This is a genomic window from Enterobacter sp. E12, from assembly GCF_014596715.2.
Taxonomy (GTDB): domain Bacteria; phylum Pseudomonadota; class Gammaproteobacteria; order Enterobacterales; family Enterobacteriaceae; genus Enterobacter; species Enterobacter bugandensis.
Window position 1 is genome coordinate 3,202,950 of record NZ_CP115601.1, and the last position, 16,138, is coordinate 3,219,087.

The 16,138-nt window shown below is 56.6% G+C and carries 15 protein-coding genes and 1 tRNA gene; 10 read left to right on the forward strand and 6 right to left on the reverse strand.

The annotated features are described in order from the left end of the window. Window positions 1-22: 22 nt before the first annotated feature. From IB212_RS15230 to yejF, 4 genes are read left to right on the forward strand one after another with little or no spacing between them, the layout of a single operon-like run. Window positions 23-1,828 carry an extracellular solute-binding protein gene (locus tag IB212_RS15230; protein ID WP_188245687.1) on the forward strand — a complete coding sequence of 602 codons (1,806 nt, stop codon included), beginning with the start codon at window positions 23-25 and terminating at the stop codon, window positions 1,826-1,828. Between the two features lie 9 nt (window positions 1,829-1,837). After that, entirely contained in the window at window positions 1,838-2,929 is a 1,092-nt protein-coding gene (locus IB212_RS15235; protein ID WP_188245688.1) for a microcin C ABC transporter permease YejB, read from the forward strand. After that, the gene (locus IB212_RS15240) at window positions 2,929-3,954 is read left to right on the forward strand and encodes an ABC transporter permease (RefSeq protein WP_041908986.1); all 1,026 of its coding nucleotides are present in this window, start codon (window positions 2,929-2,931) and stop codon (window positions 3,952-3,954) included. The genes IB212_RS15235 and IB212_RS15240 overlap by 1 nt, the downstream gene beginning before the upstream one ends. A 1-nt stretch (window position 3,955) precedes the next feature. Further along, window positions 3,956-5,545, forward strand: a complete 1,590-nt coding sequence (gene yejF, locus IB212_RS15245) for a microcin C ABC transporter ATP-binding protein YejF (RefSeq protein WP_188245689.1) — start codon at window positions 3,956-3,958, stop codon at window positions 5,543-5,545. Window positions 5,546-5,548: 3 nt separating this feature from the next. Here the strand turns inward: yejF and IB212_RS15250 are convergent, their stop codons facing one another. The 3 genes from IB212_RS15250 to rsuA all read right to left on the reverse strand — a co-directional run bounded on the left by IB212_RS15250 (window position 5,549) and on the right by rsuA (window position 8,092). After that, window positions 5,549-5,893: a YejG family protein gene (locus tag IB212_RS15250; RefSeq protein ID WP_028013883.1), complete on the reverse strand. Its 345-nt coding sequence runs from the start codon at window positions 5,891-5,893 to the stop codon at window positions 5,549-5,551. A 279-nt stretch (window positions 5,894-6,172) separates the two neighbouring features. After that, entirely contained in the window at window positions 6,173-7,369 is a 1,197-nt protein-coding gene (locus IB212_RS15255) for a Bcr/CflA family multidrug efflux MFS transporter (protein ID WP_188245690.1), read from the reverse strand. 15 nt (window positions 7,370-7,384) lie between these two features. Next, window positions 7,385-8,092, reverse strand: coding sequence for a 16S rRNA pseudouridine(516) synthase RsuA (rsuA, locus tag IB212_RS15260; RefSeq protein ID WP_028013885.1), 708 nt, complete (start codon window positions 8,090-8,092; stop codon window positions 7,385-7,387). Between the two features lie 152 nt (window positions 8,093-8,244). On the opposite strand from rsuA, the gene IB212_RS15265 reads away from it, so the two are divergent. Both IB212_RS15265 and rplY read left to right on the forward strand, forming a co-directional pair. Beyond that, window positions 8,245-10,005, forward strand: a complete 1,761-nt coding sequence (locus tag IB212_RS15265) for a DEAD/DEAH box helicase (RefSeq protein WP_047363059.1) — start codon at window positions 8,245-8,247, stop codon at window positions 10,003-10,005. 125 nt (window positions 10,006-10,130) lie between these two features. Next, window positions 10,131-10,415, forward strand: a complete 285-nt coding sequence (gene rplY / locus IB212_RS15270) for a 50S ribosomal protein L25 (RefSeq protein WP_028013887.1) — start codon at window positions 10,131-10,133, stop codon at window positions 10,413-10,415. 50 nt (window positions 10,416-10,465) lie between these two features. Here the strand turns inward: rplY and yejK are convergent, their stop codons facing one another. Next, window positions 10,466-11,473, reverse strand: a complete 1,008-nt coding sequence (gene yejK, locus IB212_RS15275; RefSeq protein ID WP_008500957.1) for a nucleoid-associated protein YejK — start codon at window positions 11,471-11,473, stop codon at window positions 10,466-10,468. 134 nt (window positions 11,474-11,607) lie between these two features. Here yejK and IB212_RS15280 point away from each other — a divergent pair, with 134 nt between their 5' ends. From IB212_RS15280 to IB212_RS15290, 3 genes are all read left to right on the forward strand, one after another. Next, window positions 11,608-11,835, forward strand: coding sequence for a YejL family protein (locus IB212_RS15280; protein ID WP_014884596.1), 228 nt, complete (start codon window positions 11,608-11,610; stop codon window positions 11,833-11,835). 19 nt (window positions 11,836-11,854) lie between these two features. Next, window positions 11,855-13,615, forward strand: coding sequence for an LPS biosynthesis-modulating metalloenzyme YejM (gene yejM, locus IB212_RS15285; protein WP_028013888.1), 1,761 nt, complete (start codon window positions 11,855-11,857; stop codon window positions 13,613-13,615). Between the two features lie 72 nt (window positions 13,616-13,687). Then, a tRNA-Pro gene (locus IB212_RS15290) sits at window positions 13,688-13,764 on the forward strand. 37 nt (window positions 13,765-13,801) lie between these two features. Here IB212_RS15290 and IB212_RS15295 read toward each other — a convergent pair. Both IB212_RS15295 and IB212_RS15300 read right to left on the reverse strand, forming a co-directional pair. After that, complete coding sequence (locus IB212_RS15295; RefSeq protein WP_028013889.1) at window positions 13,802-14,989, reverse strand: MFS transporter; 1,188 nt, start codon at window positions 14,987-14,989, stop codon at window positions 13,802-13,804. 123 nt (window positions 14,990-15,112) lie between these two features. Further along, entirely contained in the window at window positions 15,113-15,373 is a 261-nt protein-coding gene (locus tag IB212_RS15300) for a DUF2534 family protein (RefSeq protein WP_008500962.1), read from the reverse strand. 209 nt (window positions 15,374-15,582) lie between these two features. Between IB212_RS15300 and eco the strand changes: the two genes are divergently transcribed. Beyond that, window positions 15,583-16,086, forward strand: a complete 504-nt coding sequence (gene eco, locus IB212_RS15305; protein WP_028013891.1) for a serine protease inhibitor ecotin — start codon at window positions 15,583-15,585, stop codon at window positions 16,084-16,086. Window positions 16,087-16,138 lie beyond the last annotated feature (52 nt).

Consider the following 16,138-nt stretch of genomic DNA (forward strand, 5'->3'; position numbering starts at 1 on the left):
TAAAAGAGGGAGCCGCCGCGAGATGTTTATGCGCTTTATGTTGCTTTGGTTGGCAGTCGTGAGCCTGTCCAGCCAGGCGCAAACCATCAAAGAGAACATCGCGTTCGCCGTGATTGGCGAGCCAAAATACGCGGTCAATTTTACGCACTTCGATTACGTCAATCCTGCCGCCCCTAAGGGTGGAAATGTCACGCTCTCGGCTACGGGAACGTTCGACAACTTTAACCGCTTCGCCCTGCGCGGCGTGGCCGCGGCGCGAACGGAATCGCTTTATGACACGCTTTTTGTCACGTCGGATGATGAACCCGGCAGCTATTACCCGCTGATTGCCGATAACGTGCGCTACGCGGATAACTTCGCCTGGGCTGAAATTACCCTAAACCCCCGGGCCCGCTTTCACGACGGCACGCCGGTCAAGGCCAGCGATGTAGCTTTTACGTTTCATAAATTTATGACCGAAGGCGTGCCTCAGTTCCGCATTGTGTATAAAGGCGCAACGGTGCGCGCCATTGCGCCACTCACCGTACGCATTGAGCTGAGCGAACCGAACAAAGAGAATATGCTTAGCCTGTTCTCGCTGCCGGTGATGCCTGAATCGTTCTGGAAAAACCATAAGTTAAGCGACCCGCTCTCCACGCCGCCGCTGGCCGGTGGCCCTTACCGCATTACCGACTGGCGCATGGGGCAGTACGTGGTCTATTCCCGCGTGAAAGATTACTGGGCGGCTAACCTGCCGGTAAACCGCGGGCGCTGGAATTTCGACACCCTTCGCTATGACTACTATCTCGACGATAACGTGGCGTTTGAAGCGTTCAAGGCCGGCGCCTTCGATTTACGCGTGGAGAACAGCGCCAAAAACTGGGCGACCCGCTATATCGGCAAAAACTTCACGAAAGGCTACATCGTCAAAGACGAGCACAAAAACGAATCCGCCCAGGACACGCGCTGGCTGGCGTTTAATATTCAGCGCCCGGTATTTACCGACCGCCGCGTTCGGGAAGCCATTTCCCTGGCCTTCGATTTTGAATGGATGAACAAAGCCCTGTTTTACGGGGCGTACAGCCGCGCGAACAGCTATTTCCAGAACACCGAATATGCCGCGCGAGACTACCCTAAAGCCGACGAACTGCTCCTGCTGGCGCCGCTGAAAGCGGAAGTGCCGCCGGAGGTGTTTACCACGGTATTTCAGCCGCCCGCTTCAAAGGGTGACGGCTACGACCGCGACAACCTGCTGAAGGCCAGCAAGCTGCTGGATGAGGCAGGCTGGCAGCTGAAGAACCAGAAACGCGTCAATGCGAAAACCGGCAAGCCTTTAAGCTTTGAACTGCTGCTCTCCTCCGGTGGCAACGATCAGTGGGTGCTGCCGTTTAAGCACAACCTTGCGCGGCTGGGGATCACCATGAACATTCGCCAGGTCGATAACGCGCAGATCACCAACCGCATGCGCAGCCGCGATTACGACATGATGCAACGCCTGTGGCCCGCGCAGCCGTGGCCCAGCTCGGATCTGCAAATCTCCTGGGCCTCCAGCTACATCGACTCCTCGTACAATTCGCCAGGCGTAAAAAGCCCGGCGATTGATGCCCTGATTGCAAAAATTGTGGCGGCGCAGGGCGATAAAGATAAGCTCTTGCCGCTTGGTCGCGCCCTCGACAGGGTGTTAACCTGGAACTACTACATGCTGCCCATGTGGTATATGGGCGAAGACCGCCTTGCGCGCTGGGACAAGTTCTCCGTGCCTGCCGTGCGCCCTGTCTATTCTCTGGGCTTTGACACCTGGTGGTATGACGTGAATAAAGCCGCCAGACTGCCCGCCGAGCGGCGATAAGGAATTATCATGGGTGCCTATTTAATACGCCGTCTTCTGCTGGTCATTCCCACGCTGTGGGCCATTATCACCATTAACTTTTTTATCGTGCAAATTGCCCCGGGCGGGCCGGTCGACCAGGCCATTGCCGCCATTGAGTTTGGTAACAGCGGCGGCATGCCCGGCGGCGGCGAAGGCATGGGCGCCAGCCATGCGCGAACCGGTGTGGGAAATATCAGTGAAAGCCACTACCGCGGCGGGCGCGGGCTGGATCCTGAAGTGATCGCCGAGATCACCCATCGCTACGGCTTTGATAAGCCGATACACGAGCGCTATTTCAAGATGCTCTGGGATTATATCCGCTTTGATTTTGGCGATAGCCTGTTCCGCAGTGCGTCCGTATTAACGTTGATCAAGCAAAGCCTGCCGGTTTCGGTCACGCTGGGGCTGTGGGGCACGCTGATTATCTATCTGGTCTCTATACCGCTCGGGATCCGAAAAGCGGTGCATAACGGCAGCCGCTTCGATATCTGGAGCAGCACCTTCATCATCATCGGCTATGCTATTCCGGCGTTTCTGTTTGCCGTTCTGCTGATTGTCTTCTTTGCCGGAGGCAGCTATTTCGACATCTTCCCGCTGCGGGGGCTGGTCTCCGCCGATTTCAGCACGCTGCCGTGGTACCAGAAAATCACCGACTATCTCTGGCATATCACGCTGCCGGTGCTGGCGACGGTGATCGGCGGGTTTGCCGCCCTGACCATGTTAACGAAAAATGCCTTTCTCGATGAAATCCGCAAGCAGTATGTCGTGACCGCCCGCGCCAAAGGGGTCAGCGAGAAGCAGATTATGTGGAAACACGTTTTCCGCAACGCCATGCTGCTGGTGATTGCCGGATTTCCAGCCACGTTCATCAGCATGTTTTTTACCGGCTCGCTGCTGATTGAGGTGATGTTCTCGCTCAACGGTCTCGGCCTGCTGGGCTACGAAGCCACCGTATCGCGCGATTATCCGGTAATGTTTGGCACGCTCTATATTTTCACCCTGATTGGCCTGCTGCTGAATATCATCAGCGATATCAGCTATACGCTGGTCGATCCCCGAATTGATTTTGAGGGCCGCTGATGCCGCGTTTAAGCCCCGTTAACCAGGCCCGCTGGGCCCGTTTTCGCCATAACCGCCGCGGCTACTGGTCGCTGTGGATTTTTGCTGTCCTGTTTGTCCTGAGCATGTGTTCGGAGCTGATCGCCAACGACAAACCGTTGCTGGTGCACTTTAACGACCGCTGGTACGTGCCGGTACTGGCTAACTACAGTGAAAGCGACTTCGGCGGCCCGTTTGCCACCCCGGCGGAGTACCAGGATCCGTGGCTGCGCCAGCAGATCGAACAGCACGGCTGGGCCCTCTGGGCTCCGGTACGCTTTGGCGCCAACAGCATTAACTTCGCGACCACAACCCCCTTCCCTTCTCCGCCCTCTGCGCAAAACTGGCTGGGAACAGATGCCAACGGCGGCGACGTGCTGGCGCGCATCCTGTACGGTACGCGGATTTCTATTCTCTTTGGACTGATGCTGACCGTCTTCTCCAGCGTAATGGGCGTAGTGGCCGGCGCCGTTCAGGGCTACTACGGCGGAAAAATTGACCTGTGGGGGCAGCGTATCATCGAAGTCTGGTCCGGTATGCCAACGCTGTTTCTGATCATTCTGCTTTCCAGCGTGGTACAGCCGGGCTTCTGGTGGCTGCTGGGCATCACCGTTCTGTTCGGCTGGATGGCGCTGGTGGGCGTGGTGCGGGCAGAGTTTCTGCGCACCCGTAATTTCGACTATATTCGCGCCGCGCAGGCGCTTGGGGTGAGCGACCGGGGAATTATCTTCCGCCATATGCTGCCTAACGCCGTGGTGGCAACCCTCACCTTCCTGCCCTTTATTCTGTGCAGCTCCATCACCACCCTCACTTCGCTGGACTTTCTGGGCTTCGGCCTGCCGCTGGGGTCGCCGTCGCTCGGCGAACTGCTGCTGCAGGGCAAGAACAACCTGCAGGCGCCGTGGCTGGGCATCACCGCCTTTCTTTCCGTGGCCGTGCTGCTTTCGCTGCTGATTTTTATTGGCGAAGCCGTGCGCGATGCCTTCGATCCCAACAAGGCGGTATAAGATGACGCAGCCTCTTCTCAGTATTGATCGCCTGTCGATTGCCTTCTCGAAGCAGGGCGAGACACGTACCGTGGTCACCGACCTGTCGCTGCAGATCCAGCGCGGTGAAACGCTGGCGCTGGTGGGTGAATCCGGTTCGGGCAAGAGCGTCTCGGCGCTCTCCATCCTGCGTCTGCTGCCCTCCCCGCCCGTGAGCTATCCGCAAGGGGATATTCTGTTCCACGGCAGTTCGCTGCTGCACGCTGATGAACATACCCTGCGCGGTATTCGCGGCAATAAGATTGCCATGATCTTCCAGGAGCCGATGGTGTCGCTCAACCCACTGCATACGCTGGAAAAACAGCTCTATGAAGTGCTGTCACTTCATCGGGGGATGCGCAAAGAGGCCGCGCGGGGCGAAATTCTGGATTGTCTGGAACGAACAGGCATACGCAACGCGGCCAAACGGCTGAATGATTTTCCGCATCAGCTCTCCGGCGGCGAACGCCAGCGGGTAATGATTGCCATGGCCCTGCTCACGCGCCCCGAACTGTTGATTGCCGACGAGCCGACGACGGCGCTGGACGTCACGGTGCAGGCGCAAATTCTGACGCTCTTGAGGGAGCTGCGTGACGAGCTGGACATGAGCCTGCTGTTTATCACGCACAACCTGAGCATCGTGAAAAAGCTGGCCGACAGCGTCGCGGTCATGCAAAACGGGCGCTGCGTTGAACAGAATACCGCGTCCATGCTGCTGAACGCGCCGCAGCATCCCTATACGCAGCGCCTGCTCGACAGCGAACCTTCCGGCGACCCGGTGCCTCTCACGGCAGACAGCACACCGCTGCTGCGCGTCGATGATTTATCCGTCTCGTTCCCGATCCGCAAAGGCGTTCTGCGGCGCATCGTTGACCAGAACCCGGTGCTGAAAAATATCCGCTTCTCGCTGCGACCGGGTGAATCCCTGGGGCTGGTGGGCGAATCCGGTTCGGGGAAAAGCACTACCGGTCAGGCGCTGCTGCGCTTAATTGCCTCTCAGGGCGAGATCCTGTTTGACGATATGCCGCTGCACCGCTGGAACCGCCGCCAGATGCTGCCCGTGCGGCCCCGCATGCAGGTGGTATTTCAGGATCCCAACTCCTCGCTTAACCCGCGCCTCAGCGTGTTGCAGATTATCGAAGAGGGCCTGCGCGTTCACCAGCCTGGCCTGAGTGCGCAACAGCGGGAACAGGAGGTCATGCGGGTGATGGCGGAAGTGGGCTTAGATCCCGACACTCGCCACCGCTACCCTGCGGAATTTTCCGGCGGACAGCGCCAGCGTATCGCCATCGCCCGCGCGCTGATCCTGAAACCGGAGCTGATTATTCTGGATGAACCGACCTCGTCTCTGGACAGAACCGTACAGGCGCAGATCCTGGCGCTGCTCAAAGGGCTACAGGAAAAGCACCGACTGGCCTATATCTTTATCAGCCATGATCTACAGGTGGTGCGGGCGCTATGCCATCAGGTGATTGTGCTACGACAGGGTGAGGTGGTCGAACAGGGTGATTGCCAGCGCGTATTTACTGCGCCAACGCAGAGCTACACGCGCCAGCTGCTCGCGGCAGACTAGCGCTTAAAACGGATACTGGCCGGAGAAAGGTTCAGCAATCGCAACGCCAAAATTTTTCAGGCGGCAGGTCGCGGCGAATTCGTCCTGGCTTTTGACAAACAGGCACGGCTCCCCTTCGCACTCCAGTACGGAGCTGTCCACTTCGATATCCGTCAGGGCCTGGCTGAGACGCTCCATCACCCGCCACGCATTTTCGTCGCTCGGGCTCAGCAGCTTGAGCGCCACCAGGCAATTCTCACAGCCCGCGACGCTTTGCGGAATCGGTTCAACTTTCGAGCCTGCAAAACCCGCCGACCAGCGATAGCTCTGGGGCAAGCGATGGACAATGGAGAGTTGTAATGTATTCACGTTCGTTCCCCGGAAGCAAAATTTACTTCACAATTTATTTACATTTATAGTAACACATCATCGCCAACCTGCACTATTCAGCGCTTTTTTATCGGTATCGAGGCTCGCGTCGGCGCTATATGTACCCGTTTCTGCGATCTAACTCAACCTTTTTGAATACAATGATGTGACTTTTTACATAAATAGATTTTACATAAAATAAACAAACACGGAATAAACGAACGCGAGTTTGGTTGATATGCGTCAACAAAAAAGGCCCTTTCGGGCCTTATCTGCGCGTTAGTGCGCCGGTTTTCGCGGCCGGCTGGCGTAAAGACAGAAAAGCACAGAGCTGGTTGCGCAAAAAGCCATCGCCCACAGCATAGGCCAGGCCGTAGTAAAGGTCGCCATAGAGAGTAACGCCCCGACGATGGCACCAATCCCGAAGCGGAAGGTTCCCGCCAGTGACGATGCGGTTCCCGCCATGTGCGGGAATTCGTCGAGGATCACCGCCATCGCATTGGACGAGATCATCGACACGCAGCCGACAAAGGCCGCCACGCCGATCACCAGCGCCCAGAAGCCCACGTCCAGAAACGCGCTCACCACCAGCCAGACCGCCATCACAAACTGGATCCACAGCCCGGCGCGGAACATGTTCAACGCGCCCACCCGCCGGACAAAGCGGCTGTTAATGATGGTCAGGACAAACAGGAAGACGATATTGAGCGCAAAATAATAGCCAAAGTGCTGCGGCGAAACGTGGTTCAGCTCGATATAGACAAACGGCCCGGCACTCAGGAAGGAGAACATTCCGGCGAAGCTGAACCCGCTCGCCAGCATGTAGCTCAGCACCCGCTTGTGGCGAAACAGCGAGGCAAAGTTGCCTATCGTGGTTCGAATATGAAATTTCTGGCGGCGCTCGACGGGCAGCGTTTCATCAATAAAGAAGAAAATCATCGCCGAGGCCAGCAGCGCGGCCAGCGCCAGGATCCAGAAAATCGCGTGCCAGCTAAACCACACCAGCACCGCACCACCGGCCATCGGTGCCACCAGCGGCGCAATCGTCGTCACCAGCATGACGAACGACATCATGCGGGAGAACTCTTCTTTCGGGTAGATATCACGCATCAGGGCGTTGATCACCACGCTCGCGGCAGCGGCGGCCAACCCGTGCAGGAAGCGCATGATAATCAGCTGATCGATACTCTGCGCCAGCGCACAGGCGACCGCTGCAGCCGCAAAGACCAGCGTCCCGCCAAGAATAACCGGCTTACGCCCCAGGCTGTCGGCCATTGGGCCATACAGCAGCTGTCCGAGCGCGAAACCGAGTATATAGGTGCTGAGCGTCATCTGCGCGCTGCCTGCCGGTACGCCAAACTGGGCGGAAATCACCGGCAGCGCAGGCAGATACATGTCGATAGACAGCGGCATCAGCATCGCCAGCAGGCCAAGAATGAAGACAATTTTGAACGACGAGTGTGGCCTGGTGGTCACAGGGTTCTCCTGAAATTAGTGCGAAGGCAGACCGACGCTGGCAATCTCTTCTTCCGTCAGCGGACGATATTCACCGGGCGCCAGGTCGGGATCGAGCGCAATCGCACCGATGCGTTCACGGTGCAGGCCCACAACGTGGTTACCCACGGCAGCAAACATGCGTTTCACCTGATGGTAGCGTCCTTCGCTGATGGTCAAACGGACCTCCGTCGGGGTGATGACCTCAAGCACGGCGGGTTTGGTCAGATCCTTTTCATTATGCAGCTGAACGCCTTTCGCGAATTGCTCTGCCGTGTCATCCGCAACCGGTGACTCCAGCGTGACCAGATAGGTTTTCTCGCAGTGGTGGCGCGGGGAAGTGATGCGATGCGACCACTGCCCGTCGTCGGTCATCAGCACCAGACCGGTGGTGTCGATGTCGAGGCGGCCCGCGGCGTGCAGCTTGTGCGCCACCGGCTCGTCGAGGAAATAGAGCACCGTCGGGTGATCCGGATCGTCCGTTGAGCAGACATAGCCTTCCGGCTTATTGAGCATGAAATAGCGGGGACCGTGCTGCTGGGTCAGCGGATTGCCGTCGTACTCAACCTGATGGTCAGGCTGCAGTTTGAACGCGCTGTCTCGCACAATGTCGCCATCCACGGTAACGCGGTTGGCGCGAATTTCGCGCCCGGCAATAGCGCGGCTTACGCCGAGTTGCTGAGCGATAAACTTATCAAGTCGCATGAAATCTTTTTAGCCTTAATGGTGCTGGATGTCGGACCGTGCGTCCGAAAAAAGAAGCAGTCAGGAACGGTTCAGTATAATGGTCTGGTTGCGCCACTCAAGGGAAAAAGTTTCGTGGCATACTATATGCGGATTAACGAAACCGAGACCCCATGACTTTTACTCTTCGTCCCTATCAGCAGGAAGCCGTTGACGCGACGCTCGCCTGGTTCCGTAAACACCGGGAACCGGCGGCCATTGTCCTCCCGACCGGTGCAGGCAAGAGCCTGGTCATTGCCGAACTGGCGCGCCTGGCGCGCGGTCGCGTGCTGGTATTGGCCCACGTCAAAGAGCTGGTGGCGCAAAACCATGCCAAATATTGTGCGCTGGGGCTGGAAGCCGACATTTTCGCCGCCGGGCTGAAGCGCAAAGAGAGCCACGGCAAAGTGGTTTTCGGCAGCGTACAGTCGGTGGCCCGCAACCTGGATCTGTTCCGCAGCGAGTTTTCGTTGCTGATTGTCGACGAATGTCACCGCATCAGCGATGACGACGACAGCCAGTATCAGCAAATCCTCACTCACCTTAAAGAGGTGAACCCTCACTTACGCCTGCTCGGCCTGACGGCAACCCCGTTTCGTCTGGGCAAAGGCTGGATCTACCGCTTTCATTATCACGGCATGGTGCGCGGCGACGAGAAAGCGCTGTTCAGCGACTGTATCTATGAACTTCCGCTGCGCTACATGATTAAGCACGGCTACCTGACGCCGCCCGAGCGGCTGGATATGCCGGTCGTGCAGTACGATTTCAGCCGCTTACAGGCGCAGAGCAACGGGCTGTTCAGCGAGGCGGATCTTAACCATGAACTGAAAAAACAGAAGCGGATCACGCCGCATATCATCAGCCAGATTGAAGAGTTCGCGCAAACGCGTAAAGGGGTGATGATTTTTGCTGCCACCGTCGAACATGCGCGCGAAATCACGGGACTGCTACCCGCTGACGACGCAGCGCTGATCACTGGCGAAACGCCCGGCCCGGAGCGCGACAGGCTGATTGAGGCTTTCAAAGCCCAGCAGTTCCGCTACCTGGTGAATGTCTCCGTATTAACCACCGGGTTTGACGCCCCGCACGTCGATCTGATTGCGATTCTGCGCCCGACGGAATCCGTCAGCCTGTATCAGCAGATTGTCGGCCGTGGCCTGCGCCTGGCGCCGGGCAAAACCGACTGCCTGATACTGGATTACGCCGGCAACCCGCACGATCTGTACTCCCCGGAAGTGGGCGCGCCAAAAGGCAAAAGCGACAACGTGCCGGTACAGGTGTTTTGCCCGGCATGCGGCTTTGCCAACACATTCTGGGGAAAAACCACCGCCGACGGCACGCTGATTGAACACTTTGGCCGCCGCTGTCAGGGCTGGTTTGAGGATGATGAGGGGCATCGCGAGCAGTGCGATTTCCGCTTCCGCTTCAAAAACTGCCCGCAGTGCAACGCCGAAAATGACATCGCCGCCCGCCGCTGCCGTGAGTGCGACACGGTACTGGTGGACCCGGACGACATGCTGAAAGCGGCGCTGAAGCTGAAAGATGCGCTGGTGCTGCGCTGCTCCGGCATGGCGCTGCAGCCCGGCGCGGATGAAAAAGGCGAATGGCTGAAAATCACCTATTACGATGAGGATGGCGCTGACGTCAGCGAACGGTTCAGGGTTCAGACGCCTGCCCAGCGCACGGCATTTGAGCAGCTGTTTATCCGGCCGCATACCCGTACGCCTGGCGTGCCGCTGCGCTGGATAACCGTGGCGGATATCGTGCATCAGCAGGCGCTGCTGCGCCACCCCGACTTCGTGGTCGCCCGTAAGAAAGGCCAGTTCTGGCAGGTTCGCGAGAAGGTCTTTGACTATGAAGGTCGCTTCCGTCGGGCAAATGAATTGCGCGGTTAACGGGACTTTTCATTGATGTGCGGGGCATTTGAGTATAAAATGCCGCCCGCTTCACATCCGTGGGGCAGAACACTCACCTGCTGCTGGGTCGCCTGTAGTAGGGTTTTAAATACAGAGAGAAATCAATGTTCACTATCGAAGCAGAAGTACGTAACGTGCAGGGTAAGGGTGCGAGCCGCCGCCTGCGTAACGCTAACAAGTTCCCGGCTATCGTTTACGGTGGCGAAGCTGCTCCAGTTGCTATCGAACTGGATCACGACAAAGTGTGGAACATGCAGACCAAAGCTGAGTTCTACAGCGAAGTTCTGACCATCGTTGTTGGCGGTAAAGAAGAAAAAGTGAAGGTTCAGGCTGTTCAGCGTCACGCGTTCAAGCCAAAACTGACTCACATCGACTTCGTTCGCGCGTAATCGCAAACCTGTCGAGAAAACCCCGCTTCGGCGGGGTTTTTTTATGGCTGCTATTTACCGCCAGACGTGCGGCGCTGAAGCTGATCGCGCAGGTTCGGCGGCGTACCTTTGATGGTCAGGGTATCGGTGGCCGGATCCCAGAAGATGCGTTCTCCCAACAGCATAGCGTCAAAGTTGATGGTTAACCCACCGCCGCTGCCGGCAAATTTGGTTAACTGACGCAGCGTGCTGCGATCCGCCGGGAAGCTCTCCTCAAGCTCATAGCCCTTCTCCGCGGTGAATTCCTGGAAGCTCACTTCGCTGACGCCCGCCAGCTCTTTTGACAGGGATTCCAGCTCAATCTCTTCCCCGGCCTGCAACTGCTCGTTGCAGTAGCTGTAAACCTGCTGACGTACGGTCTGGCGTTCAGATTTATCGAGCTGCGCTTCCGCCGTGAAGTCATCAACGGCCTGCAGCAGCCCTTTGTTCTGCGCTTTGGCGTTCAGGCCTTCGCTGGCACCGAGGAAGTCCATAAAGAAATCCGCCACTTTGCGGCCCACCCGCCCCTTCAGGAAGGTGAGGTAGCGGGTCGACTCCGGGTTAGTTTCCCACTCGGTCAAATCAATGCGCGCCACAATATCCGCATGGTTGATATCCAGATAGTGCGTTGAGCTGATGTCCAGCTGCTCGTTCACGCGCATGCTGCTTAAGTTATTCAGCACGGTAACCAGCAGGTACTCGACCGCCAGGTAACGATAGTGGCAGAACAGGACAATACCGCCGTCGGCGAACGGATATTTCGCCAGCTCGTCGCGCAGACGCCCGGTTGCCGCGCGGCTAAACGCCAGGAAATCCTCTTCGCCCTGACGCTGCAGGCGCAGGCTATCGGCCAGCTCACTCTCTTCACTGAACAGACCATAGGCTTTATTTTTAGCGCTGTAGACGCGATGCAGCTCTGCCATCATTTCCACAACGGTTGCCGTGGGTTCCAGTAACGAATCGCGTAGCACCACTTCAAGGGTTTGCTCATCACGCTTGATAAGCTGGTGCAAGGCAATCTGGTTGATTTCCAGACTCATGATAAACTCTCCTTTTAGACCGGGCGGTATTCAACCACCACCAGGACATGTGTGCAACAACAGATAAAAAAGGGGAAAAAAAGCTGTTGCTACGGTAATATGTTGCCCTTTCATCAACAAACTGATTTTGATTTATGCCACAACATTCCCGCTACAGTGATGAACACGTTGAACAACTGCTCAGTGAGCTGGTCAACGTACTGGAAAAACATAAAACGCCGACCGATCTCTCCCTGATGGTTTTGGGAAATATGGTCACCAACCTTATCAACACCAGCGTTGCTCCGGCTCAGCGTCAGGCGATCGCCAAATCTTTCGCCCAGGCGTTACAGTCATCCGTCAGCAACGACCAGGCCCATTAAGGGAAACGAACAACAGTTTATGGTGACGAATCGTCAGCGCTACCGTGAAAAAGTCTCCCAGATGGTCAGCTGGGGACACTGGTTTGCCCTGTTCAACATTCTGCTGGCGACGGTAATTGGCTGTCGTTATCTGTTTGTCGCAGACTGGCCCACAACGCTAACCGGGCGTATCTACTCCTGGATAAGCGTTGTTGGTCATTTTAGCTTTTTGGTATTCGCCACCTATCTGCTGATCCTGTTTCCTCTGACGTTTATCGTCATGTCGCAGCGTTTGATGCGGTTCTTGTCCGCAATCCTTGCGACGGTGGGGATGACGCTGCTGCTTATCGACAGTGAAGTGTTCACCCGCTTCCACCTGCATCTCAACCCTATCGTCTGGGAACTGGTGATCAACCCCGACCAGAACGAAACGGCCCGTGACTGGCAGCTGATGTTCATCAGCGTTCCGGTGATCCTGTTGATCGAGATGCTGTTTGCCACCTGGAGCTGGCAAAAGCTCCGCAGCCTGACCCGACGCCGCCATTACGCGAAGCCCGTCGCCGCGCTCTTTTTCGTCTCATTTATCAGTTCGCACCTCATGTATATCTGGGCGGATGCGAACTTCTATCGCCCTATTACCATGCAGCGCGCGAACCTGCCGCTCTCTTATCCGATGACGGCCCGTCGTTTCCTTGAGAAACACGGCCTGCTTGATGCCCAGGAGTACCAGCGCCGTCTGGTCGAACAGGGTAATCCGGAAGCGGTTAGCGTGCAGTATCCACTGAGCGATCTGCGCTATCGTGATATGGGTCGCGGGCAAAACGTCCTGCTGATTACCGTCGATGGCCTCAACTATTCTCGTTACGAGAAGCAGATGCCTGCGCTGGCCGATTTCGCGAGTCAGAACGTGTCGTTTACCCAGCATATGAGTTCAGGTAACTCAACCGATGCGGGTATCTTTGGCCTGTTCTATGGCATTTCTGCCGGATACATGGACGGCGTGCTGTCTGCGCGCATTCCTGCGGCGCTGATCACCGGGCTTAATCAGCAGGGCTATCAGTTAGGGCTGTTCTCATCGGACGGCTTCAACAGTTCACTGTACCGCCAGGCGCTGCTCTCTGATTTCTCACTGCCTGCCGCGCAGAGCCAGTCTGATGCCCAGACCGCAAACCAGTGGATAAACTGGCTGCAGCGCTACGCGCAGGAAGATAACCGCTGGTTCTCGTGGGTGGCCTTTAACGGCACAACGCTTAACGACAGCAACCAGGCAGGCTTTGCGCGCCGCTACGGCCGCGCGGCCAGCGATGTTGACGCACAGATTGGCCGCGTGCTTGACGCGCTACGTGAATCAGGCAAGCTTGATAACACGGTCGTGATCGTGACCGCGGGGCATGGCGTACCGTTAGGCGACGAGACGAAGAGCATGAGCTGGTCACGTCCAAACCTGCATGTTCCGCTGGTGATCCACTGGCCGGGAACGCCGGCGCAGCGCATCAATATGCTCACAGAACATAAAGACGTAATGACGACCCTGATGCAGCGCCTGCTGCACGTCAGTACGCCAGCAAACGAGTATTCGCAGGGGCAGGATCTCTTCAGCGCCACGCGCCGCCATAACTGGGTGACTGCAGCTGACGGCAACACGCTGGTGGTGACCACGCCGAAGCTGACGCTGGTGCTGAACAGCAACGGGAACTATCAGACCTATAATCTGCAGGGTGAACGGCTGAAGGACCAGAAACCACAGCTTAGCCTGCTGTTACAGGTTCTGACGGATGAGAAGCGCTTCATCGCTAACTGATTAATAATAAACCAGTTAGCGACGGATTCCCTTGCATTCGAAACGGAATCGAGTAGTATTCTTTCTATGCGTCGGCACGTAGCGCAGCCTGGTAGCGCACCGTCATGGGGTGTCGGGGGTCGGAGGTTCAAATCCTCTCGTGCCGACCAAAAACACATTGAAAACCAGCCTCTTACGGCTGGTTTTTTATTTTGCCTCGTCCGGGGTTTTGCGCAGGTACATCAGCGTAACCAGACAAATCACGGCTCCGGCATAAAACGTATATTCCGCGCCAAACGTTTCCCAGATGGCCCCGGCGCCCAGGCTGGCGACTAACAATCCCACGCCGCTGACCAGACTAAAAATGCCGTAGGCGGTACCGCGCAGATCCGCAGGAGCTGTTTTTGCGATCATTGCCGCCAGCAGCCCCTGCGTCATCCCCATATGCACTCCCCAAAGCGCAACGCCCAGAAGCATTCCAGCCCAGTGGGTGCTTAGCGCCAGCACAATATCTGCCCCAATCAGCATCACCAGGCCCCACTGCAGTAGTCGGGTGTGGCTCATCCCGTCCGATAACTTGCCAAACGGATAGGCAGAAAGGAAATAGAGCAAATTCATGGCCACCATCACCAGCGGGATCAGCGCCAGCGGCACCCCCGACTGCTGTGCGCGCAGGACAAGAAAGGCTTCACTGAAACGTGCGAGCGTGAAGATGGCGCCCAGGCCAATAACCCACCAGCAGCCTTTCCCGAGACGCCTGAGGTTCTCTTTTTTGATGGGGTTCGTGCGTTTATGTTCGACGGGCGTTTTCGGCTCATGCAGGCCGAAAAAAAGCAGTGCAACGGCGAGGACGCCGGGGATCACCGCGATCCAGAAGATAGTACGGAAATCATCGTTCCACAGCAGCATTAAGCCTACGGCCAGCAGCGGCCCGAGAAATGCGCCGACGGTATCCATCGACTGACGCAGCCCAAAGGCCGCGCCGCGAAGTTCCGGCGGCGTAACGTCAGCGACCAGCGCATCGCGCGGCGCGCCCCGGATCCCCTTCCCTACCCGGTCGATTAAGCGTGCCCCCAGAATCATGCCCGACGAAGAGGCGATAGCGAACAGCGGCTTACTCAGCGCGCCAAGACCGTAGCCCAGCACCGCCAGTCCTTTACGTTTACCCAGGTAGTCACTGATGGCACCGGAAAAAACTTTGATAAACAGCGCGGTGGCTTCAGCCAGGCCTTCAATCAAGCCAATGAAAATCACGCTGGCTCCCAGCGTCGTGACCATAAACAGCGGCAGCAGGCTGTGAATGATCTCCGAGGAGATATCCATCAGCATACTGACCCCACCCACAACCCAGACGCCTTTCGGGATCCGGCTGAGCGTTGCAAACCGGGATAACATTGAACATCTCCTGATTTATGTCGAACAACCTTGTTCGACACAGAATACCCTGGAAATGCGAATAAATATCATCACATATAAAAAAGCCAGCCCGCAGGCTGGCTTCTTATAGCAGGTGAATGCTCAGTGTTTTTCACGTCCGCCCAGGAAGAAAATGCCCAGCGGAATGGCCAGCAGAACGGTGAAGACAAGGCTGTAAACGAAGATCATCGCCGACTGCAGCACATACATGCTGGTGGTCCAGGCGGAGAGAGGAATGTTGTACTGTTCAATGACGCCAACAATGGTGGCCCGCCCGACGCACGCGGCAGCAATCATAAACACGACGAGTAGCGCCAGGAGGAACTTGCGGCCTTCAGGTGTTTTCAGTTTTGCACGAACCATCTCTCTTCCCTTTCACAGATGAATAACATTATCGATGGACTAAAATAACACGAACGCCCGCCACACTCCACACCAGTACAAACACCTGCCAAAACGGTTAATATTAAGTTTATTACGCTGCATATAATGAAAATGTAAGTAAATCACACCAATCATTCATACTCGTTATGTTAGTCTGTTCAGGACCGTTTTGACATAAAGGAATGACAATGAAAAACGCACCTAAATTTGCCATCGCGCTTCTCGCCGCCGCGTGCGTCAGCACCAGCGCTTTCGCCAGCGACGCCCAAAAAGCGCAGCCGCTGGAAAAAGTTGCACCCTATCCGCAAGCGGAAAAAGGCATGAAGCGTCAGGTGATTCAACTGCCGGTTCAGCAGGACGAAGCGAATTACAAAGTCGAACTGTTAATTGGCAAGACGCTGGAAGTGGACTGCAATCAGCATCGTCTGGGCGGCCAACTGGAAAGCAAAACCCTGGAAGGCTGGGGTTATGACTATTACGTCTTTGATAAAGTGACCTCTCCGGTCTCTACCATGATGGCCTGCCCGGACGGCAAGAAAGAGAAGAAATTTGTGACGGCCTATCTGGGCGACAACAGCCTGCTGCGCTACAACAGCAAGTTGCCGATCGTGGTATATACGCCTGAAAACGTGGAAGTAAAATATCGCGTGTGGAAGGCAGAAGAGACGGTCGGACAAGCGGTAGTACGTTAAAAACAAGTCGGGTGGCGGCTTCGCCTTACCCGACCTGCTAAACTAAAAACGG

Excerpts from the sequence above, each read along its gene's own strand:
- IB212_RS15230 (WP_188245687.1), top strand. The coding sequence starts at position 23 with ATGTTTATGCGCTTTATGTTGCTTTGGTTGGCAGTCGTGAGCCTGTCC.
- IB212_RS15235 (WP_188245688.1), top strand. The coding sequence starts at position 1,838 with ATGGGTGCCTATTTAATACGCCGTCTTCTGCTGGTCATTCCCACGCTG.
- IB212_RS15240 (WP_041908986.1), top strand. The coding sequence starts at position 2,929 with ATGCCGCGTTTAAGCCCCGTTAACCAGGCCCGCTGGGCCCGTTTTCGC.
- yejF (WP_188245689.1), top strand. The coding sequence starts at position 3,956 with ATGACGCAGCCTCTTCTCAGTATTGATCGCCTGTCGATTGCCTTCTCG.
- rsuA (WP_028013885.1), bottom strand. The coding sequence starts at position 8,092 with ATGCGACTTGATAAGTTTATCGCTCAGCAACTCGGCGTAAGCCGCGCT.
- IB212_RS15265 (WP_047363059.1), top strand. The coding sequence starts at position 8,245 with ATGACTTTTACTCTTCGTCCCTATCAGCAGGAAGCCGTTGACGCGACG.
- rplY (WP_028013887.1), top strand. The coding sequence starts at position 10,131 with ATGTTCACTATCGAAGCAGAAGTACGTAACGTGCAGGGTAAGGGTGCG.
- yejK (WP_008500957.1), bottom strand. The coding sequence starts at position 11,473 with ATGAGTCTGGAAATCAACCAGATTGCCTTGCACCAGCTTATCAAGCGT.
- IB212_RS15280 (WP_014884596.1), top strand. The coding sequence starts at position 11,608 with ATGCCACAACATTCCCGCTACAGTGATGAACACGTTGAACAACTGCTC.
- yejM (WP_028013888.1), top strand. The coding sequence starts at position 11,855 with ATGGTGACGAATCGTCAGCGCTACCGTGAAAAAGTCTCCCAGATGGTC.
- IB212_RS15295 (WP_028013889.1), bottom strand. The coding sequence starts at position 14,989 with ATGTTATCCCGGTTTGCAACGCTCAGCCGGATCCCGAAAGGCGTCTGG.
- IB212_RS15300 (WP_008500962.1), bottom strand. The coding sequence starts at position 15,373 with ATGGTTCGTGCAAAACTGAAAACACCTGAAGGCCGCAAGTTCCTCCTG.
- eco (WP_028013891.1), top strand. The coding sequence starts at position 15,583 with ATGAAAAACGCACCTAAATTTGCCATCGCGCTTCTCGCCGCCGCGTGC.